Origin of the sequence: Shewanella eurypsychrophilus (assembly GCF_007004545.3) — a bacterium.
Classification (GTDB): domain Bacteria; phylum Pseudomonadota; class Gammaproteobacteria; order Enterobacterales; family Shewanellaceae; genus Shewanella; species Shewanella eurypsychrophilus.
This window is the reverse complement of sequence record NZ_CP045503.2, coordinates 3228571-3251744: the sequence shown is the minus strand read 5'-3', so window position 1 is coordinate 3251744 and position 23174 is coordinate 3228571. Positions and strand designations below refer to the sequence as shown.

General features: G+C 42.0%; 14 protein-coding genes. 11 read left to right on the top strand and 3 right to left on the bottom strand.

The features are described 5' to 3' along the window. Positions 1–43: 43 nt before the first annotated feature. From FM038_RS13730 to FM038_RS13720, 3 genes are read right to left on the bottom strand one after another with little or no spacing between them, the layout of a single operon-like run. Positions 44–2668 carry an MlaD family protein gene (locus FM038_RS13730; RefSeq protein WP_142871061.1) on the bottom strand — a complete coding sequence of 875 codons (2625 nt, stop codon included), beginning with the start codon at positions 2666–2668 and terminating at the stop codon, positions 44–46. Beyond that, positions 2655–3287, bottom strand: coding sequence for a paraquat-inducible protein A (locus tag FM038_RS13725; protein WP_142871060.1), 633 nt, complete (start codon positions 3285–3287; stop codon positions 2655–2657). Before FM038_RS13725 ends, FM038_RS13730 begins: the two co-directional genes overlap by 14 nt. Next, positions 3280–3906 (bottom strand): paraquat-inducible protein A, encoded by a 627-nt coding sequence (locus FM038_RS13720; RefSeq protein ID WP_142871115.1) that lies wholly within the window; start codon positions 3904–3906, stop codon positions 3280–3282. The genes FM038_RS13725 and FM038_RS13720 overlap by 8 nt, the downstream gene beginning before the upstream one ends. Positions 3907–4131: 225 nt before the next feature. Between FM038_RS13720 and FM038_RS13715 the strand changes: the two genes are divergently transcribed. The 11 genes from FM038_RS13715 (at position 4132) to FM038_RS13665 (ending at position 23146) form a co-directional block, all read left to right on the top strand. Next, positions 4132–4416, top strand: a complete 285-nt coding sequence (locus FM038_RS13715; RefSeq protein ID WP_142871059.1) for a YebG family protein — start codon at positions 4132–4134, stop codon at positions 4414–4416. Between the two features lie 18 nt (positions 4417–4434). Next, positions 4435–4893 (top strand): GAF domain-containing protein, encoded by a 459-nt coding sequence (locus tag FM038_RS13710; protein WP_142871058.1) that lies wholly within the window; start codon positions 4435–4437, stop codon positions 4891–4893. Positions 4894–5167: 274 nt separating this feature from the next. Next, positions 5168–5800, top strand: a complete 633-nt coding sequence (gene proQ, locus FM038_RS13705; RefSeq protein ID WP_142871114.1) for an RNA chaperone ProQ — start codon at positions 5168–5170, stop codon at positions 5798–5800. 24 nt (positions 5801–5824) lie between these two features. Then, on the top strand, positions 5825–7909 hold the full coding sequence (gene prc / locus FM038_RS13700; protein WP_142871057.1) for a carboxy terminal-processing peptidase: 2085 nt from the start codon (positions 5825–5827) through the stop codon (positions 7907–7909). A 97-nt stretch (positions 7910–8006) separates the two neighbouring features. Then, positions 8007–10571 carry an aminopeptidase N gene (gene pepN / locus FM038_RS13695; protein WP_142871056.1) on the top strand — a complete coding sequence of 855 codons (2565 nt, stop codon included), beginning with the start codon at positions 8007–8009 and terminating at the stop codon, positions 10569–10571. 78 nt (positions 10572–10649) lie between these two features. Continuing rightward, positions 10650–10865, top strand: a complete 216-nt coding sequence (locus tag FM038_RS13690) for a DUF2835 domain-containing protein (RefSeq protein WP_142871055.1) — start codon at positions 10650–10652, stop codon at positions 10863–10865. A 324-nt stretch (positions 10866–11189) separates the two neighbouring features. Then, positions 11190–13250 carry a DUF1302 domain-containing protein gene (locus FM038_RS13685; protein WP_142871054.1) on the top strand — a complete coding sequence of 687 codons (2061 nt, stop codon included), beginning with the start codon at positions 11190–11192 and terminating at the stop codon, positions 13248–13250. A gap of 18 nt (positions 13251–13268) precedes the next feature. Further along, positions 13269–14633 carry a DUF1329 domain-containing protein gene (locus FM038_RS13680; RefSeq protein ID WP_142871053.1) on the top strand — a complete coding sequence of 455 codons (1365 nt, stop codon included), beginning with the start codon at positions 13269–13271 and terminating at the stop codon, positions 14631–14633. 52 nt (positions 14634–14685) lie between these two features. Next, positions 14686–15711 carry a WD40/YVTN/BNR-like repeat-containing protein gene (locus FM038_RS13675; protein ID WP_142871052.1) on the top strand — a complete coding sequence of 342 codons (1026 nt, stop codon included), beginning with the start codon at positions 14686–14688 and terminating at the stop codon, positions 15709–15711. Between the two features lie 13 nt (positions 15712–15724). Beyond that, entirely contained in the window at positions 15725–18040 is a 2316-nt protein-coding gene (locus tag FM038_RS13670) for an efflux RND transporter permease subunit (protein WP_142871113.1), read from the top strand. 267 nt (positions 18041–18307) lie between these two features. After that, positions 18308–23146: an NAD-glutamate dehydrogenase gene (locus tag FM038_RS13665; RefSeq protein WP_142871051.1), complete on the top strand. Its 4839-nt coding sequence runs from the start codon at positions 18308–18310 to the stop codon at positions 23144–23146. The last annotated feature ends 28 nt before the right edge of the window (positions 23147–23174 follow it).

Below are 23174 nucleotides of genomic sequence, written 5' to 3'. Positions count from 1 at the left end.
TGATGGCTCTGAGGCTGATGTCCATTAAATTGAAGTACTCAGATTAATGGCTGTTTTGTTCTGGTGCCCAGTTGACCCAATTAGGGGCAAGTTGTTTATGCAAGATAAAATGCGCATCCTCAGCGAGTTGATTGTCACTTTTCGTTTGCATTTCAGTGACGACACCAACACCGCCGGCCAAGATGCTCTCTAGTGAACCCGTTTCAATTTTGGCACCGGAAAAAAGACCCACATCGATTTTAACTCCGGATAAGTCCCAGAACTGGCTAGATTGATTCACTAAGTGTCTATATTTAGGCTCGATATGGGCAGACATTTGAACAGAATTGCCTTTATCAGACAGCCGATACGCATCGATGCTACCAATTTTTATGCCACGGAATATGATTGGCGTGCCCGCTTTTATAGACCCTAGCGTGCTGTCTTCAAGCGTGAATTGCAACCAGCCTTCTTTGGTTTGAACTGAAGAGGTGATTGCTCCATTAAAATGGTGGCTAGATTGTAAGCTAACACCCGGTTTCACCCCTACGTAAGGGCCGGTGAGTATTGTCTCTGGTGCTTTAATGCCTGATAGCGATATCTCTGCATCCACAAGAAAGAACTCAGCGTCCACTTGTGTAAAATGTTTAGCATAGTCGCCATATAAATATGCATCAGCGCTAATGCTTCTTAGGTCATTATTTAACGTCACTCTTTCAATTTCACCGACTTTATGGCCCAAGTATCGAATGGGTGCATTTGCTGCTAGCTTTACATCCGCTGGGAAGGTGAGCGTGATAGGTAAAGCTTGCGCCAAAGCAAGTGCCTTAGAGCCATAAAGGTGGGTTTGAGAGCCTACTTTGTCGTTATCGAGTAAGCCCAAAGTAATACTTCCTTTTATTGCACCAGCGAGTGGTGCCACATCAATTTCAATTCCAGAAAGGGCTGCACTGATGGTCATCGCGCTATTACGCCAAAAAATACTATTGGTTTTTACTAAAGAGTCGAATTGCTTTTGAATGCTTAATTTAATGGCGAACTTGTCATTATTTTGAATCCAACTAACACTATCCACTTTTCCTATCTGCATTTTTTGATAATAGATAGGAGAGCCTGATGAAAGGCCTGCGCCATCTGGACTTGTTAATGTCAGTTTGGTCATATTGAGATTAGCAAAGTGTTGGCTCGCCGCATCAATGGATATAAATAAAGAAAGTTGGCTAGTGTTTTTAGCCACGGATTTACTCTGGCCCTGAATTAAGCTGATAGCCCCATTGGTTAGCGTCGACAGGTCCCGAGTTTTTACTGAAACACCGTCAATTGATGCGTCGATAGAAAGCGCGCTTTCTGGGACGAAGTAACTATCGTTGGAGACTAAATTAGAAAATTCAGGCCAAATTTCGATGCCATATTCAACGGCGGTAAGGCTATCATTCAAGCGTACTGAGTTGACTTTGCCAATCGGTAACTGCTTATAACGAACTTCCGCATCGATACTGACACCTGGATTGTTGTCTGCAGTGAGGGATAATTGCAATTTTGACTGTGCATCTTGCTCTGGCGCACTATTTAGTAAAGCATATTGTTGTGCTGGCTCCCCGGTGCCGGGTGAAAAGTTAATCACGCTCCCCGTAAGAAGCCTTGCTGCATGTTTGATGCCTGACAAGGATATTTCAGCTCCTTCCAACCAAAAGTTTGAAGTTTGTGAAAGTAGCTGAGCGTATTCTTTGTCTATTTTAGCGGTAAAGTGGACGCCGGAATCTGTTAATTTCGTATCAGTGATCCTGCCTATTTCAATACCCCGAAACACAATTGAGGTTCCAGTGGAAGCGGCATCTGAATCATTGGCAGTTAAGCGGAACTCGATACCGCCTTGCGCGAGGGATTGGCTGTCATAAACATGGTAACTATGACCGTTTTTCGCTCTTTGAGATTCGTCAGATGAGCTAAAACTGAGTCCGCCAGCAAGAATGGTCGAAAGACTTTCAGATTTTATCTGAATGCCAGAAAGAGAAGCATCAATTGTTAACCCTGATACATTCCAAAATTGTGAATCAGTTTTTACTAAGTGGGCATATTGTTTCTGGATAAATGCGCTGAGTAATATTTGATTCGATCCCTCTAAACGATAGCTAATGACTTTGCCGACAGGAATTTGTCGGTAAAATATTTGAGAGCCTACGTCGAGTGAGCCTAAAGTATCAGAGGTTAATTCAATAATAAGCCCGTCAGTTTCAGGCAACATGATCGGCGCATTTGTTTCAGCTTCAAAGCTAGATTGAAATTTTCCTCCACCAGGCTGTATGCCAATATAGTTTCCTGAGAATAACGCATCGAGACCTTCGACACCGGTAATGGATGCTTTGGGGGTGACTAACCAAAATTTGGTTTCTTCATTAAGAAAGGGATCTGTTCTGTAATCCATTTTAAGATCGACATTTACCCCCTGAAGATCATCATCAATGCTGATATCAACAACTTTACCTACTGTAAGACCTTGATAACGAACTAGTGTTTTCCCCACGTCTATACCAGTAGCACTTGGGAAGTGGATACGCACTTCAATGCCTGCTTCTCTGATACTTTTAATGCCGAGCCACGAACCAAGGACTACAGCGACTATAGGCAATAGCCAAATAGGCGAAAAAAGTTTCTTTTTTACCACTTTCGGTGTTTCAATTTGAGTCATCTTTCGATTCCAGTCGATCCCAGAGTAAACGAGTGTCCAATACTTTAGCTGCGACTTGAGTCAATAAAATCACTAAAGCAAATGCGGTTGCAGCAGGGCCAGGTCTAGCATCGAGCAATTGGCCCATATTTACCAGTGCTGCAGTAATTGATATAACAAACAGATCGAGCATAGACCAACGACCTATCCATTCTATGATATGAAAACCTATCATGAGTTTTTTCTTTGAGATAGGCAGTCTGAAGCTTATGGCGGTTAAATATATGGTTAGACCGACAATCTTTAATATGGGTACCGCAATGCTGGCAGTGAATAAAATAATGGCAATGGGGATGATATTAAGATCAACCAAGTGTGTGATCCCTGTGAATATCGTATCGTGCCGTGTTTGTCCCTGACTGGTAAATATAGTGATGGGATAAATATTCGCTGGAATAAGCAAGATGGCTGCAGTGATGAGTAAGGCCCAACTTTTTTGCAGGCTGGAATCATCCCTTAACGCTAAAACACTGCCACATCGCGAACAGTGACGCTTCTTGTAGACCGATAACTGTTGGCAAGAAGGGCAGAGAGTGAGTCCAAGATCTTTACCTTGCTGTTTTTGAGAGACCTTACTCATCGATGATATTCCACATGTGTTCGATATGATATTCACGTTGAAGAAACAGAGTCACAAGAAATAGCATTGCAAAACAGAATGTGCCCATTCCAAGATAGATATCGGTGTAATCAGTAAGTTGAAAAACGGAGATGAAAATACTGATCATATAAATTTCTAGCATAGATAACTGGGTGATTAATTCGTGAAAACGTAACAAGCGTTTTAATACTTCACGGAAAAAAGGAACATTGAGTCGATATTTTATGATTAAAATTTGTGTGAGAACCGATATCAATAATAGTCCGGGTGCGATAACTGCTGAGACCAGGACTGCAATCGCCACTATCCAATATCCTTGGTTAGCCACCGCCATAGCACCTTCTATGGTCGTAGTTGTTCTGATGCTGCCCAGAAAGTGTAACTCAAGTACGGGCAGTAAATTAGCGGGTATAAAAAAAATAAGAGCCGTTAAACACAGCGCGAGCATACCATTGATAGAGCAATAGGGAGTATCGTAAAGAGTGGTGTGGCATCGAGGACAAAGCGCACGCACGCCGGAAGGCAAAGCGCGTTTACTTATCACCAGATCACATGAGCGACACAAAGTCACACTTGAATCTGCACAATTATATTCGATTAATGGTTTCAAGCTAGGCAATACACCTTCTACAGTTTAATTCTTCACTTAGTCATATCTGTTAACGTACTAATTGTACATTGATTTCAACTGCCAGTGTGTTTATAGATTTGTAGATATCACACTATAATCAGTCAGATAATATCAGGTTTTCTAGAATACTTGCATAAGAAGTTATTTTTATGAGACTCTATAACTGTATATATAAACAGTGACGAGGGTGTTATGGCAGTTGTAACAAAATTTGTAGTGGTCAGAGAAGGGGTGGAAAAAATGACATTCACATCTAAGAAGGAGGCTGATGCCTACGATAAGATGCTTGATATCGCAGATAACCTGACTCCCTTTCTCACTGAATCAGATCTTGAGCTTGATGATGGAACTTGCGAGAAAATCAGTTTCTTTTTAGCGCAAAATAAAGAAAAGTTATTAAGCTTACTTAAGGGCATGGCGCCACAAAAACCGACAAAGGCGATAAAAACGCCAAAAAAATCTGAAACTAAAAAATAAATTTGTTAGGAAGTGAGTATGAGTTCTGATTTTTACCAAACATTAAATCGCCAAGCACAAGCGCTACTGCAAGGAGAAGATGATCTTGTTGCGGCAATGGCCAATTTCTCGGCTTTAATCAACGATACTCTCGAAGACCTCAATTGGGTGGGTTTTTATCTGCTTAAAAATGAGCAGTTAGTTTTAGGCCCATTCCAAGGGAAAGTGGCTTGCACTCGAATTGCATTAGGTCAGGGCGTTTGCGGCTCTGCAGCTTTAGAGAATAAAACATTTAGAGTGGCAGATGTGCACCAATTCTCCGGTCATATTGCTTGTGATGCGGCCAGTAATTCGGAAATTGTGATACCCGTAATGAGTGGTAATAGTCTGATTGCCGTACTCGACATCGATAGCCCTAAACTCGACCGTTTTAATGAAATTGATCAAATTGGCCTAGAAAACTTGGTTCTAAGCTTAGAAAAAGCGTTATTTGATTAAACTACAACCGATTTTGCATAATTGATGGTCGCAATCGTCAAACTCGGGTTTATAATAGGCGGTTCGAATACTAAGGACGTCGAGAGTGAGTTCCTGAAGGAATGCTTGGCGTTTGTTAATTGTAATTGCTAAAGTATGTCTGCCGTATACGTGTTGAAAAAGAGATGACTCTTTGAGGCTATCTGATTCGACCTGCGAAAGACAAATATAAACGACATTAGTTTACCTATACCTTAGGTTTGCTCGTGCCCATTTTTTAACTGTGGAAGTAATGATGGAATCAACAGACAAGTTGACCGACACCAACGCAATTCTTGCGTATTTATATGAAACATTTCCTTTGTGCTTTATTGCCGAGGGTGAAACTAAGCCATTAAAGATTGGATTGTTTCAAGAGTTGGCTGAAAGGTTAGCTGATGATTCTAAAGTCAGTAAAACTCAATTAAGAATTGCTTTGAGACGCTATACTAGTAGCTGGCGTTATCTTAAAGGTGTAAAAGCTGGAGCACAGCGTATAGACCTTGATGGCAAAGAATGTGGTGAACTCGAGCAAGAACATATTGATCACGCTCAAACTACACTTAAAGAAAGCCAAGAAAAAGCCAAAGCTAAGCGTGTTGCTAAAGCGACTGCAGCTAAGAAAGAAGCTCAAGCGGCTAAACAGGCAAAGAAACCAGCACCTAAACGTGCCAAGCCAGCGCCTAAAAAGCCAGCGAAAGAATCTGCACCTGTTGTTAATTTAACGCCAGCAGTGTTAAATGAGCTGAAACAAAATCAGCGTGTTAATGTCAAATTAGGTAAGTCACCTGTATCTGGTGTTATCGTTGACATTAAAAAGCAAGATGTTCAAGTACAGTTAGATTCAGGTCTAACGGTAAAAGTTAACGTTGAGCACATCATGCTATAAATTTAGTAAAGGAGTAACTTGTTGATGCGAAAAATTACCCTGGCTGCGTCAATCGCCAGTATTTTTGTCGGATTCTCGGCATGGGCGTTAACCCCAACAATTCCATTCAGCGAGTTACCCGCTTTAACGCAGGAGCCGCAACATAAAGTTGCGAGCAAACGCGTGACCGGTCTCTTCACTCGTTCTCATTATCATAGATTTGACTTAGACGATGCATTTTCTGAGCAAGTATTTCAACGCTATCTTAAACAGCTTGATTACAGACGCAATGTACTTCTTCAAAGTGATCTCGACACGTTTAGTATCTATTCAAAACAGTTCGACGACATGCTTAAAAGCGGTGATTTAACACCTGCTTACAAAATGTTTGAACTCGTTCAAAAACGACGTTACGACCGTTTTGCCTATGCATTAACTTTGTTAGATAAAGAGATCGATTTTACTGTTGCTAACGATAAGTATCAGTATGACCGTGAGGACGCGACTTGGCCTAAAGGTGAAGCAGAGGTCAATGAACTCTGGCGACAGCGTGTCAAGTACGATGCATTAAACCTGAAGTTAACAGGTAAAGAATGGGATGAAATAGTTCCGGTTCTAGAAAAACGCTATAACAATGCAATTAAACGATTGAGCCAGACCAAGAGTGAAGATGTTTTTCAAGGTGTAATGAATGCCTTCTCTCGTACTGTCGAACCCCATACCAGTTATCTTTCTCCACGTAATGCTGAGCGCTTCCAGATGGAAATGAACCTAAGCCTTGAAGGCATAGGTGCAGTATTACAAATGGATGATGACTATACCGTGATTAAGAGCTTGGTTGCAGGGGGCCCAGCGGCAACCAGTGAAAAGCTATCTCCTGAAGATAAAATTGTTGGTGTAGGTCAAGAAGGTAAGGAAGTTGTCGATGTCATCGGCTGGCGTCTAGATGATGTCGTCGAGCTGATTAAAGGACCGAAAGGCAGCAAAGTCGTCCTACAGATCTTACCAAAGAAAGGTGGATCTTCGGCTAAACCATTCGAGGTTGTCATTGTTCGAGACAAGATTCGTTTAGAGGACAGAGCGGCTACTTCTGAAGTGATTGAACCTGACAATGGATTATATGCCAATCGTAAGATCGGGGTGATTCAAATTCCTGGTTTCTACATGGACCTTTCTAAAGACGTATCTAAAGAGATCGTCAAACTTAAAGAAGCTCAAGTCGAAGGCATTATCATCGACCTTCGTGGCAACGGTGGTGGTGCATTAACAGAAGCGACCTTATTGACCGGTTTATTTATCGAACAAGGTCCTGTTGTGCAGATCAGAGATGCTAACGGTAAGGTGTCTCAAAATCGTGATAACGATGGCCGAACCAGCTATAACGGTCCTCTTACTGTGATGGTAGACAGATACAGTGCCTCAGCTTCTGAAATTTTCGCCGCAGCATTACAAGATTATGACCGTGCATTGATTGTGGGTGAATCTACGTTTGGTAAAGGTACCGTGCAGCAACATAAGAGCTTAGGCCGTATCTACGATATGTATGAAAAGCCTATTGGTCATGTGCAATATACGATTGCTAAGTTTTACCGAATTAATGGTGGCAGTACTCAGCTTAAAGGCGTCACGCCAGATATCTCATTCCCAAGTGCACTAGAACCTGGTGAATATGGCGAGGCCGAAGAAGAAAATGCCTTACCTTGGGATAAGGTGCCCGTTGCTCAATACGGTACCTTAGGTGATATAACCCCTAATTTAATTACTAACCTAGATTCTAAACATCAATATCGAATTAAAGATGATGTCGAGTTTGGCTACATTTACCAAGATATCGCCGATTTTAAGAAACATCACGGCGAAACAACCGTTTCATTGGTGGAAAGTGAGCGAATTACTGAACGTGAAAGCAATGAAAAGAAACAGCTTGATCGTTTGAATGAACGTCGTGTTAGTCAAGGTCTAGAAGTCGTAAAGACATTGGACGCCGAAGATGAGGCAAAGACAGATGAGGACGAAACAGTGACAGAGGAAGAGGAAGTTAACACTCCAGATGCTTTCTTAGATGAAACTGTTTATATCACATTAGATCTTGTAGACATCGACAGAGTTGCTAAAAACGAATCGAAATAGGTTATTACCAGTTTAAAAAACGCGCTTATGGCGCGTTTTTTTATATTTACTCATTAAGCCCATGACTCTATGAGCTTAAAAGGATTTGAGGTCTGCTATGACACAAGCACAAGCAAAATTTCTAAAAGATTACACTGCGCCTAAGTTTACGATCACCCACCTTGATTTGAGTTTTACTCTTGATGGCAAAGAAACACTCGTTGTGGCTAAAAGTCTGGTTGTACGTAAAGATCCTCTTGCTAACCTTCTGATCTTAGATGGCGACGAAATGAAGTTGTTATCAGTTAAGGTCAATGGCAAGGAAGTTAACTATAAACAAGAATTAACAAGTCTGAGTATCGAAGCAAACTTAGATGATTTTGAATTAGAGATTGTGACTAAACTCGATCCAGAAGCAAACCTAAGCCTTGAAGGCTTATATATGTCTGATGGAGCGTATTGTACTCAGTGTGAAGCCGAAGGCTTTAGACGGATCACTTACTTCTTAGATAGACCGGACGTACTTGCTATTTACACTGTCCGAGTTGAGGCTGATAAAACCGTTTTCCCGTACCTTTTAAGTAATGGCAATTTAATTGAGCAGGGGCTAACGGATTCAGGTCGACATTTTGTTAAGTGGCATGATCCTTTTCCTAAACCGGCTTATTTATTTGCGCTAGTCGCAGGTGATTTCGATCTTTTAGAAGATGAATTTATCACTCGTAGTGAACGTGCTGTTAAGTTGCAGGTGTTTGTCGATAAGGGCAACTTGCATAAAGCACATCACGCGATAGCGTCTTTGAAAAAATCCATGGCTTGGGATGAGTCTCGCTTTAACCTCGAATATGATCTTGATATCTATATGATAGTCGCCGTCGATTTCTTCAATATGGGCGCGATGGAAAATAAGGGGCTAAATGTCTTTAACACTAAATATGTGTTAGCTGATACAAGTACTGCTACCGACGATGATTATCATGGCATCGAGTCTGTTGTAGGTCATGAGTATTTTCATAACTGGACCGGTAACCGGGTAACGTGTCGTGATTGGTTTCAGCTTAGCCTTAAAGAGGGGCTTACAGTATTTCGCGATCAAGAGTTCAGTTCAGATCTTGGCTCCAGAGCCGTGAACCGTATTCATGCGATTAAGGTGATTAAGAACCAGCAGTTCGCCGAAGATTCGGGCCCAATGGCACACCCGATCCGTCCAGAATCTGTTATCGAGATGAATAACTTTTATACGGTGACGGTTTATAACAAGGGTGCAGAAGTGATCCGCATGATGCATACCTTGCTGGGGGAGGATAAGTTTCAAGCTGGTATGAAACTCTATTTTGAGCGCCATGATGGGCAAGCGGTGACTTGTGATGATTTTAGTTCAGCGATGCAAGATGCAAGTTCAATTGATTTGAGCCAATTTAAGCGCTGGTATAGCCAATCAGGAACCCCAGTAGTCACCGTTCTGGAGGATTATGATGAGGCGAGTGAAACATATCGTCTGACTATTTCCCAGAGCACGCCTGCAACGGCTGAGCAAAAAGAGAAGTTACCCCTGCATATTCCTTTTGATTTAGAGCTTTTATCGAATCAGGGCGACTCGATGTTGAATCAAGTTTTGGATGTTAAGCACAGCAGTCAAGAGTTCGTATTTAACGGTATTAGTCAAAAACCGACGCCTTCTCTGCTGCAAAATTTCTCAGCACCGGTAAAATTAGTGTTCAATTACTCGGTTGATCAACTGGTTGGTCTTATGTCTTACGCCAACTGCGAAGTTGCTCGTTGGGAAGCGTCTGTAAACTTAATCAGTCAGTCTATTTGGGATAATGTAGCGAACCTTCAGAATAATCATACCATGCACGTAGATCCTAGGGTTATGGATGCGTACCGAGGGGTACTACTCTCGGAAGCGTTAGATCATGCCTTGGTGGCGGAAATATTCACTCTTCCGAGTATTTCAGCCTTGATTGAGCAGGTCAACACTGTCGAGCTAGATGCACTATCCATCGCGCGTGCTTTTGTTATTGAAGAGATAGCCAGTGCTTGTGAAGATGAGTTGCTTGCGAGGTATCGTGAGTTATCTCTCGTTAATCATGCGGGTGCTCGTTCATTAAAGAACGCTTGTCTACTACTGCTTCAAAAAGTGTCTGATGAGTACCTCTCATTGGCAGAGGGTCAGTATCTGCAAGCTGAGAACATGACGGACAGTCTAGGTGCGCTGCAAGCTGTAAATGGTGAGTCATCATCAATAAGACAGACTCTCATGTCAGACTATGAAGTAAAGTGGCAGTCTACCCCGCTTGTTATGGATAAGTGGTTAACATTACATGCCACATGTGCTGATGAAACGTGTTTAGATACCCTTATTTCATTGACAGAGCATGAGTCGTTTAGCTTTGGTAACCCCAATCGTGTGAGATCATTAATCGGTGCTTTTGCAGCGGGAAATTTAATGCAGTTTCATAGAGTTGATGGTAAAGGCTATAATTTCTTAACCGAATCTATTATTAAGCTTAATAAGGTTAACCCCCAAGTAGCTGCACGTATCATCACACCTCTTATACAGTTCAACAAGTTTGATATAGTTAGACAAGCTCAGATGAAAAAGTCACTGAAAAGAATCTTGTCTTTGCCTGAACTGTCTAAAGACCTTTATGAAAAAGTATCTAAAGCGCTAGCTGTATAATCTGGTTTAAGCTGTTTGTCTACTGCCCCTATCCGATACTGGTTAGGGGCTAAACAATGTAATAATGACCAAAGCAATATGAATTTTTATTTTAGCCTAAATGTGTCTTATCACGATTTTCAACAATATTACCTAGGTACGGTAGATAAAGTTGAAGTTCATGACAATCATGGAAGAACTCTTTGGATCCATGGCAGGCATTTTCGACGCTTTTTAACACGCTCAGGCATTCAAGGGCAGTTTAAAATGGAGCTCAATGCTCAAGGAGAACTTGTATCTCTTTGTAAACTCTAATTCGTTTAGAGTAATTACTTCAAACGTTTGATTGATACTTCCGTTCAAGTCCACCGATCATATGTTAAGTTAATTGTTTGTCTTTACAGGTGGTTAACTTAACTTTTCACTCCCTTCTCTTTTCTCCTTCAGTATTTTTAAATCGGTCGTTTGAATTACGGCTTTAAAATCATCTAACGTACTTAATTCTTTAGAAGATTTTCTTAAATTCTGCCTTGCTCATCGCATGTAAATACTGTAACAATGGTGTTACCTGCACGCTAACAAGATGTTGGCCGCCATTCCTAATAACAAGAATTCAGCAGGTTACGGAGAAGCGCTAAAATGAAAAAGGTTAACAATGGCTTTAGTAAGTCGACACTTGCTTTAGGGATCGTAGCGGCACTGAGTATGGGGCTCACATCCAGTGTCAATGCAGTATCTTTTAATTGGGGAGAAGTTGAAGGGACGTTCGATTCTACTTGGTCAGCTGGTGCCAGTTGGCGTGTAGAGGGGCGTGATTGGGACAACCATATTGGTAAAGTCAATCACCCACAGTTCGATTGGACGAATTATTCAGCGTTCAATAACGTTAAGTATTTGCCAGCAGAGATCTGGGCTCAGCCAGGGTCATATTCAAGTAATGGTGATCTGAGTAACCAACTCTATTCACAAGGTGATACAACCGCTGTGGTCTTTAAAGGATTACATGAATTATCCCTTAAATATAAAAACTTCGGTGTATTCGCTCGTGGCATGTATTTTTATGATCAAAAAGCCAATAATGGCAGCTATGGTTATAGCGATCCGCTAACGGGTGCTGAATATGATCCATGTGCTGATTCTGAAGCCTCGAAAGTTCAGTGTAAAGATGTGCGTCTGTTGGACGCTTTTGTTTACGGTGATTTCGACTTTAATGATGGTGCCAATCCATTAACGATACGTATTGGTCAGCAAGTTGTCTCTTGGGGTGAAAGTACACTCATTCCCCACGGTATCGGTGTTATCAATGCCGTGGATCTGAATATCCTCAATGCACCAGGCTCCGAGCTCAAGGAAGCGTACAGACCTCAAGGTATGGTATGGGCTTCCTTTGGAGTAACCAATGAGCTTTCGGTGGAAGCTTTCTACCAGTACGATTGGGAACCTGTTTGGGTTCCTACACCAGGTTCTTATTTCTCGACAAACGATTTTGCCGGTTACGGCGGTTATAATCAGAATGCCCAACTTGGTTTCCAAGCGAATCCTGATATGAGCTTGGATTTTATACAAGCTGAATATAATGATTTACTGAAAATGATAGGCTCAGGACAATATTCTGCTGCAGAGTTAGGCCAACTTGCTTTAGCGTACCCAACTAAAGCAACGTTAGTTGAAGATCAAGCCAGTGCCAGTGATTCTGGCCAATATGGTGTCAAATTGGGTTACTACTCTCCAGCGCTTGGTGAGACTGAATTTGGTCTCTATTACATGAACTATCACAGTCGTCGACCATTGATTAGTGGTACCACTGCTAACTTTGGTGCTGATGCAGTTGGTCGTGATTTAGCTGTTCTAGGTGGAATTGCTGCGGCCGGAGGCTCAGTTGATAGAGAAACCTTATTAGGTCTTGAGACTTTCTCTAAAGCCCAGATTGAGTTCCCTGAAGATATTCAGCTTTACGGATTTAGTTTTAATACGCTAATCGGTGACACATCGGTTGCTGGTGAAATAGCTCACCGCCAAGATGAACCTCTGCAGATAGATGATGTTGAATTACTTTTTGCCGCCATGCCTCAGCAGCTTGCTAATGCAGGTATTCGCCCTGATTTAGATGGTGTCTCTCAATACACCTCTTATGTGAATGACGTCGGGCCTGGTGAATATGCAGAAGGTTTCATTCGTCTCGATACGACTCAAGCTCAAGCAACCTTTACTCATTTATTTGGGCCAACACTTGGCACCAGTAACCTGGTTATGCTTGCTGAGATTGGTGGTGTGTGGATCCATGACATGCCTAGTTTCGATGAGTTAAGACTCAACGGCCCAGGAACCGCGCGTTCAGGTGGAAACCCGGAGATGCCTGGCATCATTGAAGCTTTACATAATGGCCCTGAAACCAACCCGTTCCCGACAGATTTCGCATGGGGTTATCGCCTCGTTGCTAAAGCGGATTACAACAACTTGTTTGCCGGTGTAAACATGTCTCCTCGGGTGATTTTTTCCCATGATGTTGACGGTATCACACCCGATCCTATGTTCCTCTTTACCGAAGGTAAAAAGTCAGTCTCTGTAGGGGTTAATTTTGATTATCAGAGTCGTTGGGGAGCTGATTTCTCATACAACAGTTTCTTTGGTGGCGTAGGCACAACAAATCAGATGTCTGACCGTGATTACGTGTCATTTAACATCAAATATTCAATCTAAATCACAAGGACAATAATAATGAACAAACTTGCGATATTGTCGGCGGCTGTGATGGTTGCATTAACTGCACCCAGTGCGTTAGCTAAAGTCACAGATGCAGAAGCGGCAAAATTAGGCACCGAACTGACACCATTAGGTGGGGTTAAAGCGGGTAACGCTGATGGTTCTATTCCTGCTTGGGATGGTGGGATCACCACCGCTGCAGCTGGTTATGAGAAGGGAATGCATCATCCTGATCCATTTTCTGCTGATAAAATAGAATTTACGATCACCAATGCGACTAAAGAGAAGTATAAGGCACATTTGACTGAAGGGCAGATGAAGCTCTTTGAATTGTATCCAGATACATACAAGATGAATGTCTATCAAACCAGGCGTACAGCGTCTGTACCTCAGTTTGTCTATGATGCGACTAAGGCTAACGCCACTCGTGCAGAGCTCGTGTCTGAAGGTAATGGTGTAAAAGGTGCATCGATTGGTGTGCCTTTTCCTATCCCTGAAAATGGCTTAGAAGTTATTTGGAATCATGTATTACGCTTCCGTGGTGTCGATGTGAAAACATCGCGTAGCCAAGCGGCTCCAACAGCGGGTGGAAGCTATACATTAGTTGAAACAGCTGAAGAGATACGTTTTCAGTATTCACGTCCTGAAATGACGCTGGATAAGCTTGCTGCATCTAATACCCTGTTTTATTTCAAGCAAGTTGTGACTCAACCTGCTCGTCTGGCGGGTACAGCTCTTCTTGTGAAAGAAACCATGGATCAAGAAGCCTTGCCACGACAGGCGTGGACTTATAACACGGGTCAGCGACGAGTACGTAAAGCGCCAAACGTCGCTTTTGATACTCCAGGTTCGGTATCTGATGGGCTAAGAACCACCGATGACTTTGATATGTTTAACGGCTCTCCAGTAAGATATAACTGGGAACTTATTGGTAAACAAGAAGTTTACATTCCATATAATGATTATAAATTGCACTCAGATCAGTTGAAGTACGATCAAATCATTCATCCCGGTCATATTAACCCTGAATTTGTCCGTTGGGAAAAACATCGTGTTTGGGTGGTTAAGGCTCAGCTAAAAGAGGGAATGCGTCATATCTACAAGACGCGTACTTTCTATATAGATGAAGATTCATGGCAGGTATCGCTTGCTGATATGTACGATAACCGTGATGAGCTTTATCGTGTCGCGGTTGCCCATGCCATTAACTACTATGAAGTGCCAACTCATTGGAGCACCTTAGAAGTGTTCCATGATCTTCAATCTCGCCGTTATATCGCAATGGGGCTAGATAATGAAGGTCGTATGTATGATTTCGATGCCAAGCTCAGTGAAGCTAATTTCACGCCTGCAGCATTAAGACGTGCCGGTATTCGTTAATCTCAGTTTTAAGGGGCGGTTTACTGCCCCTCTATTCTTTAAGGAAGTCTGTATGTTGTCTAGCATGCTTCGAACATTACAATTCTGTTTATTTATTGGTTTTATTGGGCAGGCATCTGCTCAGACCGATAATGTCAGTGATTTTAAAAATCAAATTCAACCTTTAGCCATTAATTCAATTGTTCTAGATATTGTTTCTAAAGGAAGCACCGCCATCGCTGTAGGTGAACGAGGGCACGCTTTTATCTTTGATGAACAAGCAAGTCCACAATGGAAGCAGGTTCAAACTCCAACCAAGGCACACCTTACAAAAGCTTTTCTCATTACTCCTCAGAAAGGATGGGCGGTTGGTCATGACGCTACGATTCTCTATACCCATGATGGCGGTAGGACCTGGTTGTTACAGATGGAGTCAGAAGAGATCGAAAAACCACTGTTAGATATCCATTTTTTTGATGAAAACAATGGTATTGCCATAGGCGCTTATGGACTTTTCTTCCGTACTCAAGATGGTGGCCAGCAATGGGTCGCTGAGTACCACCAATCGTTACTGTTCGAAGAAGATATTGATTATCTCGCTGAGCTAAAAGCAGAAGATGAAGCTTTATATCTTAGTGAGCGAAGCACTCTATTGCCACACTTTAACCGTGTCATTCAAGCAAAAGATGGTCAGCTTGTCATGGTCGGAGAGTTAGGTTTAGTCGCGGTATCGAATGATCAGGGAAAGCGGTGGCAAAAAATGGACTTTATTTATGAAGGCTCATTGTTCAATGCCATCTATTTTAAAGAGTCTCTGTTTGTTATGGGCTTAAGAGGGCACGTGTTTAAAGCTGACGGCGCTTTTGACAACTGGAGCGAGATTAGTATGCCAGTTACCTCAACAATCAATGGTGTGATGGTTAAAGCCAATGATGAGCTTCGTTTAGTGGGTAATGCAGGCGTTATTATCGATGTTACTGCTGAAGGTATCAGTACCTTAGTTGAGCAGCGCCAGGGTGAAAATTTAGTCTCGATTGTTCAAGATCCCCAAGGCCACACCTGGATCGCAGGTACTAAAGGTCTTTTCAAACAACAATAATAGGATCTTTATGATGTTAGATAAATTAGTTAATGGATTAGAATCCTTTTTATTCAGGCGAAGAGCGTTCGTCATCGTACTGTTTGTATTAATAACTGTATTCCTTGCTATTCAGGCAAGTAATTTAAAAATGGATGCAGCATTCATAAAAAACATCCCACTTAATCATAGCTATATGAAGACCTACCTAAAACATCAGAAACAATTTGGTGGTGCAAACAGCATTATGGTGGCCGTAGAGGATTCAAGTGGGGATATTTTCAATGAAACATTTTTTGATGCTTTGAAGAATGTTCATGACCAACTGTTTTTTATACCAGGTGTCGATAGGTCGCAGGTAAAATCATTGTTTTCCCCTTCGACTCGATTCACAGAAGTAGTTGAAGATGGTTTCGCTGGGGGCCCAGTGATCCCCGCAGACTTTACGACAACCTCGGCTGGTCTAACAGTCGTTCGAAATAACATTGAGAAAGCGGGCATTGTTGGCAGGCTCATCGCGGAAGATTATTCGGCTGCCATGGTAACCGCCCAATTAATGGATTTTGATCCGCAGACAGGAGAGCCACTCGATACACTCGCTTTTGCTGAACAACTTGAAAAAGAGCTTAGAGAAAAGTACGAAAACGATAATATCAAGATCCATATTATTGGTTTTGCCAAAATGGCTGGTGATGTCGCTGAAGGCGCAAAAGGGGTTATGCTTTTCTTCTTGATTGCTATCCTTGTTACTGCCGTGATGGTGTACCTGTTTTCTAAGTCATTAACTCTGACATTTTTGCCATTAGCATGTAGCTTGATTGCAGTAATTTGGCAACTTGGTTTATTGACTGTGGTTGGCTTTGGACTCGATCCCATGTCAATCCTCATCCCTTTCCTCGTTTTTGCCATTGGTGTCAGCCACAGTGTGCAAATGATCAATGCGGTTCGTCGAAGAGTCAACGACGGAGAGACGACCAAAGCGGCTGCAGCATTAGCTTTCAGAAGTCTGTTGATCCCGGGTGGTATCGCACTTTTATCTGATACGGTTGGCTTCTTGACCTTGTTAGCGATTGATATTGGTATCATTAGAGAGCTTGCCATCTCTGCTTCATTAGGTGTAGCAGTCATTATCCTTACTAACTTGATATTACTGCCGCTAATCATTTCTTATACTCAACTTAATGTGAAGAAGGAAAATAAGGCTTTAACTCAAGGGGCTAACCGGGTTTGGAGATCACTGTCTTATTTTGCCACGACTAAGTACGCTATCTGGGTTCTTGTGTTTACAACAGGCCTCTATGCCTTAGGTTTACAGCAAGCAAACCAAATGAAAGTCGGGGATCTGCAAGGTGGGGCGCCGGCACTACATTTTGATTCTAGATATAACCAAGATACTTTCTACATTACAGATAAGTTTTCTATTACGACTGATGTCATGACGATTATCGTTGAAGCTTTTCCAGAAGCCTGCACGTATCATTCTGTACTCACTCAAATTGATGAGTTTGAGTGGCTGATGAGTAATACACCCGGAGTAGAAGCTACGGCTAGCCTAGCCTCAGTGGCTAAACGAGTGAATGCAGGTTTTAACGAAGGCAGCCCTAAATGGCAGGTTCTACCTAGAACGACAGCAAGTCTGGTTCAAGCTGTTGGCAGAGTGCCTACAACATCGGGATTGCTCAATAGTGATTGCTCTGTGATGCCGGTGTATCTATTTTTGAAAGATCACAAAGCTGAAACCATCGAAATCGTTATTAATAAAGTTAACGCGTTAACTCAAACGATGAATAACGACAAGCTAAAGTATCGACTCGCATCGGGTCCTGTTGGTGTTATGGCTGCAACTAATGAGGCCGTTTCTGCGGCTCAGTTACCTATGATGATTTACGTCTATGGTGCCGTGTTCTTTCTTTGTCTGATTAGCTTTAGATCGCTGCGAGCCACTATTTCAGTGATCTTGCCCCTCTATGTGGTTTCAACCTTAGCTCAGGCATTAATGACTCAACTTGATATCGGACTTGCGGTGAGTACGCTACCTGTCATTGCTTTAGGCGTAGGTATTGGTGTCGATTATGGTATTTATATTTTATCAACCATGGCCGTTCGATTAAGAGAGGGTATGTCAGTTCAAGAGGCATATTATGAGGCGCTTGTTGAGCGAGGTAGCGCGGTTATTTTCACTGGACTGACATTAGCGATTGGTGTGAGTACTTGGTTCTTTTCAGCGTTAAAGTTCCAAATGGATATGGGGATCTTGTTAACCTTTATGTTTTTGGTAAATATGTTGGGCGCCATAATTATTTTACCTGCAATCGGGGCCATTTTATGGCGAAAACCCTCAAGTAACTAAGCAATCAGGGAGCTTCGGCTCCCTTTTTTATTGCCCAAAAACTGCATAGTCATGCTCTTATGGCGATTGATTTATCATCTGCTAAGCTAAATTACTGCTATTACTGGTTTTAAGGAGGATTGACCACTAAAATAATTCTCGAAATGTGGCAGATTTAGTAATAAACTTCGCGCATGACCTAGGTCACATTATTTTGACTGGTCATTTGTAACAAGCATCCCAAAAATTATAAAAGCGCTGCCATAGACCCTTAAAGGAAACAGCAACATGGCCTTGAAAGATGCAATGCCTTCAGTACTACTCGAAAATGTAGTTAACCTTATTCATTCAAAAGTTCCAAATGCACAAGTTAAGCAAGTTGAGCAGTTCGCCGCTTGTATTTATGCCCACATGTCGAAAGACGATCTTAATGCCCGTAATGATAGTGATCTTTATGGTGCCGTTTTAAGTTTGTGGAATGCCGCTAATAAGACGCAAAAGGGCAGTTCGCACATTCGTGTCTTTAATCCAAGCCAGTCAAAACATGGTTGGCAATCTACTCATTCAATTATTGAAGTCGTTCAGCCTGACATGCCTTTTCTAGTCGATTCAGTTGGAATGGCACTTAATCGTCTTGGTATTACTGCCCATATGATGTTGCACACGCCACTATCACTTAAGCGTGACAAACAGTTGATCACCGAAGTCAGTTATGGTGAAGACAATAATGAAGAACTTGAGAGAGTTGCGGTATTCCTGATTGAAATTGACAGATTGAGTAGTAAAGAAGATATTAAGCTGCTTGAAAAAGAAGTCGCATCTGTCCTCGGTGATGTTGCTGCGTCGGTACATGATTGGCAGGCCATGTCTAATAAATTGGATGAGACGATTAAAGATCTCGCCAAAAGGCCCTATCCTGGAGAAAAGCAAGAGCTTGAAGAAGCGACTAACTTTCTTAACTATCTTAATAATCATCATTTCACACTGTTAGGATATCGTCGTTACGATCTGCGTAAAGTGGAAGGAGATTTAGAGCTTATTGCAGATACAACATCGAGCTTAGGCTTGATGAATATTCCAGGTAAGCCACAACCTGAAACCGGTTTGTTACTATCCAACTTCTCTGAAAGCGCCCGTAAAGAAGCGTTAGATGACAGTTTACTAGTATTAACCAAAAGCAGTGAAAAGAGTCGCGTTCATCGCCCGGCATATGTGGATTATGTTGGTGTAAAACGTTTTGATAAAAAAGGGAATGTTATTGGAGAAGATCGTTTCTTAGGTCTGTATGCTTCCAACCTTTACAACCGAAGCCCTCGTGAAATCCCCCTTTTAGCTGAGAAAGTACAACGTGTACTCGATCGCTCAGGCTTAACTCCTCGCTCTCATGATTATAAAGCCTTGATGCATATCTTAGAGACTTTACCTAGAGATGAACTCATCCAAGGTAGTGTCGCGGAGCTTGCCCATGTCGCACATGGCGTGCTTGAGATGCAAGACCGAGATAAACTAAAGTTATTTGTTCGAAAAGATGGTTTTGGACGATTCTTATCATGCTTAGTCTATGTCTCTAAAGATAGATACAACACTAAGCTACGTGAAGACACTCAGCGAATCTTAGCGCAACACTTTAATACCGATGCTGAAGTTGAATTTACGACTTACTTTTCGGAGTCAACCCTTGCGCGTACTCACTACATAGTGAAAGTCGACAACAATAGTATGGATGTAGATGTGGCTGCCATTGAAAATAATTTAACTGAAGCTGCACGTTCATGGGAAGATAAGCTAAATGATTCTCTAAGCAGTGCACGCGGTGAAGAGTCGGGTACTAGACTGACAAAGCGTTACCTTGATGCGTTTCCACGCAGTTATCAAGAAGACGTGTTGCCGAGTTCGGCTGTTGTAGATATTTTACAGCTAGAAGCGTTAGATGATTCTCACAAATTAGGTATGCTGTTTTACCAACCACAAGAAACAGCGCTGAACAATAGTAAAGTGCGCCTGAAGTTGTTCCATAAAGATGAACCTATTCATCTTTCAGACGTCTTACCTATGCTTGAGAATTTTGGTCTTCGAGTGATTAATGAACGTCCATATGAGATTAAGACTACGGACGGCCACACATACTGGATCTTAGATTTCTTGATGACAATTCAAGGTGCTACAACCGAGAATATTGCAGAGAGTCAAGACAGATTCCAAAATGCATTATCTCAAGTATGGAAGAAGCAGCTTGAAGATGATGGTTTTAACCGATTGGTACTTGCTACAGGCTTAGGCGGACGTGAAGTTTCAATATTACGAGCTTATGCTAAGTACATGCGTCAAATAGATGCAACATTTAGCCAAGCGTATATCGAAGAAACATTTACACGCTATCCACAGCTAGCAGACTTATTAGTCAAAATGTTTATCCGAAAGTTTAACCCTAAACTTAAAACACGTACCTTAAGTAAATTTATTGAACAAATTGATTTACGTTTAGATGATGTTTCTAGCTTAGATGACGACAGAATTATTCGACGTTATTTGGATTTAATAAACGCGACGCTCAGAACAAACTTCTATCAAGTCGCTGAAGACGGTAAAGAGAAACCATACGTTTCATTCAAGTTTTCTCCTGAAATGATCCCAGAGATGCCGCGTCCTTTACCTAAGTTCGAGATTTTTGTTTACTCTCCGAGAGTCGAAGGTGTGCATCTTCGCGGCGGTAAAGTAGCACGTGGTGGTCTTCGTTGGTCAGATCGCCGTGAAGATTTCCGCACCGAAGTGCTTGGTTTAGTAAAAGCACAACAAGTTAAGAACACCGTTATTGTGCCAGTAGGCGCGAAGGGCGGATTTGTCTGTAAGCAACTGCCTACAGAAGGTGGACGCGAAGCTTTCTTCACCGAAGGCCAAGAGTGTTACCGTTTGTTTATTCGTGGTTTACTCGATATTTCTGACAATATAATTGAGGGTGAAGTGATCCCGCCTAAGAATGTGGTTCGTCATGATGAAGATGATCCATATTTGGTTGTTGCTGCCGATAAAGGCACGGCAACATTCTCTGATATCGCCAACAGTATTTCTGAAGAATATGGTTTCTGGTTAGGTGATGCGTTTGCCTCTGGTGGCAGTTATGGTTATGACCATAAGAAAATGGGGATCACAGCACGTGGTGCGTGGGAATCGGTTAAACGCCACTTCCGCGAAATAGGCATCGATTGTCAAACCACTGACTTTACTTGTCTTGCTGTAGGTGACATGGCTGGTGATGTATTCGGTAATGGTATGCTACTTTCAGAGCATATTCGACTCGTTACAGCGTTTAACCATCTGCATATTTTTATTGATCCAAACCCAGATGCTGAGTCTAGTTTTAAAGAGCGTGCACGTTTATTTGAACTTCCTCGTTCAAGTTGGGATGATTACAATAAAGAACTTATCTCCAAAGGTGGTGGTATTTTCCTTCGTTCGGCTAAGAAGATCCCATTGTCTTCTGAAATGAAAGCAATGTTAGATACTAAGAAAGCGTCGATGACACCGACAGAGTTGCTTAAAGAGCTCTTGAAGATGAATGTTGATCTTATTTGGAATGGCGGTATCGGCACCTATGTTAAATCATCTTCAGAGACACATGCTGAAGTGGGTGATAGAGCGAACGATGCTCTACGTGTTAACGGTAATGAAGTTAAAGCCAGAATTATAGGCGAGGGTGGTAACTTAGGCTGTACTCAGTTAGGGCGTATTGAATATGCTGCTAATGGCGGTCGAATGAATACCGATTTTGTAGATAACGTTGGCGGCGTAGATTGTTCCGACAATGAAGTTAATATTAAGATCTTACTTAATGCATTGGTTGCAGATGGTGAGATGACACTTAAACAGCGTAATCGTTTATTAGTCGAAATGACTGATGAAGTAAGCCGTATTGTTCTACAAGATTGTAATGACCAGACCCGCACTATTTCAGTGACTCAGGTTCGTGGTGCTGAGCAGTTGAAAGAACAGATCCGCTTTATTCATTACCTTGAGAAAGATGGTAAGCTCGATAGAGGTCTAGAGTTCCTTCCATCTGAAGAGGAACTTGCTGAGCGTCTAGCTAACGGTAAACCTCTTACTCGCCCTGAGCTTTCTGTTTTAGTTGCTTATGCGAAAATGGTACTCAAAGAGCAGTTATTGACTCCTGAAATCACAGATGATGCATTTTTAAGTCAGTTATTGATTGCTTACTTCCCGCAGCAGTTACAAGAAAGATACAGTGATCGAATGGTGTCTCATCCACTTCGTGCTGAAATTATTGCAACGTCGTTAGCCAATGAATTAGTTAATGATTTAGGGCTTAATTTCGTACAACGTATGCAAGATGAGACTGGTGCCTCAGTCGCTGAAGCTGCAATTTGTTACACTATGGCTCGTGAAGTATTTGGATTAGCTGATTTAACCCAGCAGATAACGTCTTTAAATGGCATTATTCCAGCTGTTGTGCAAGGTGAAATGTTGCATCAACTTCGACGTAATATTCGTCGTGCGAGTCGATGGTTCCTACGTCATCGTAATCGTAGTCATAGTATTGAGCAGACTATAAGCTTCTTTGCCCCTGTATTTGAAGATCTTAAAGCCAATGTTCATGGTTATATGGTTGAGGTTGAAGTTGAAGGTATTCGTGCAGAAATTGCAGCTCTGGTTAAAGAGGGTGTAAACGAGTCTGTGGCGACCAACGTCGTTAACATGAGTACTTTATTTTCGGCTCTGGATATTGCGCAAATAGCTGAACTTGAAAGTAAACCAGTGTCACTCGTTGCACAGACATACTTCAAGCTAGGTGCTCGAGTTGACCTTCATTGGTTCCTTGACCAAATCAGTGAGCAGCCTGTTGCGAACCATTGGCAAGCGCTTGCAAGAGCAGCATTTAGAGAAGAGTTAGACTGGCAGCAGCGTTCATTAAGTTCGGTGGTATTAAGAACATGTACCTCAACTTGTGATGCTGATACCATTATTACTCAATGGATAGAATCCAATCAGGGGTTATTGGAGAGATGGTTCCATATGCTCGCGGACTTTAAAACTTCGCAAAGCCATGAATTTGCCAAGTTCTCTGTCGCTTTGCGTGAGCTAAACCTATTAATTCTTCATTGTGAAGGTTAAAGGTTAATAATATTAATTAGCCCTGGCA

Coding starts and splice junctions, on each gene's coding strand:
- pepN (WP_142871056.1), top strand. CDS start 8,007: ATGACACAAGCACAAGCAAAATTTCTAAAAGATTACACTGCGCCTAAG.
- FM038_RS13725 (WP_142871060.1), bottom strand. CDS start 3,287: ATGAGTAAGGTCTCTCAAAAACAGCAAGGTAAAGATCTTGGACTCACT.
- proQ (WP_142871114.1), top strand. CDS start 5,168: ATGGAATCAACAGACAAGTTGACCGACACCAACGCAATTCTTGCGTAT.
- prc (WP_142871057.1), top strand. CDS start 5,825: ATGCGAAAAATTACCCTGGCTGCGTCAATCGCCAGTATTTTTGTCGGA.
- FM038_RS13715 (WP_142871059.1), top strand. CDS start 4,132: ATGGCAGTTGTAACAAAATTTGTAGTGGTCAGAGAAGGGGTGGAAAAA.
- FM038_RS13680 (WP_142871053.1), top strand. CDS start 13,269: ATGAACAAACTTGCGATATTGTCGGCGGCTGTGATGGTTGCATTAACT.
- FM038_RS13665 (WP_142871051.1), top strand. CDS start 18,308: ATGGCCTTGAAAGATGCAATGCCTTCAGTACTACTCGAAAATGTAGTT.
- FM038_RS13730 (WP_142871061.1), bottom strand. CDS start 2,668: ATGACTCAAATTGAAACACCGAAAGTGGTAAAAAAGAAACTTTTTTCG.
- FM038_RS13710 (WP_142871058.1), top strand. CDS start 4,435: ATGAGTTCTGATTTTTACCAAACATTAAATCGCCAAGCACAAGCGCTA.
- FM038_RS13690 (WP_142871055.1), top strand. CDS start 10,650: ATGAATTTTTATTTTAGCCTAAATGTGTCTTATCACGATTTTCAACAA.
- FM038_RS13685 (WP_142871054.1), top strand. CDS start 11,190: ATGAAAAAGGTTAACAATGGCTTTAGTAAGTCGACACTTGCTTTAGGG.
- FM038_RS13670 (WP_142871113.1), top strand. CDS start 15,725: ATGTTAGATAAATTAGTTAATGGATTAGAATCCTTTTTATTCAGGCGA.
- FM038_RS13675 (WP_142871052.1), top strand. CDS start 14,686: ATGTTGTCTAGCATGCTTCGAACATTACAATTCTGTTTATTTATTGGT.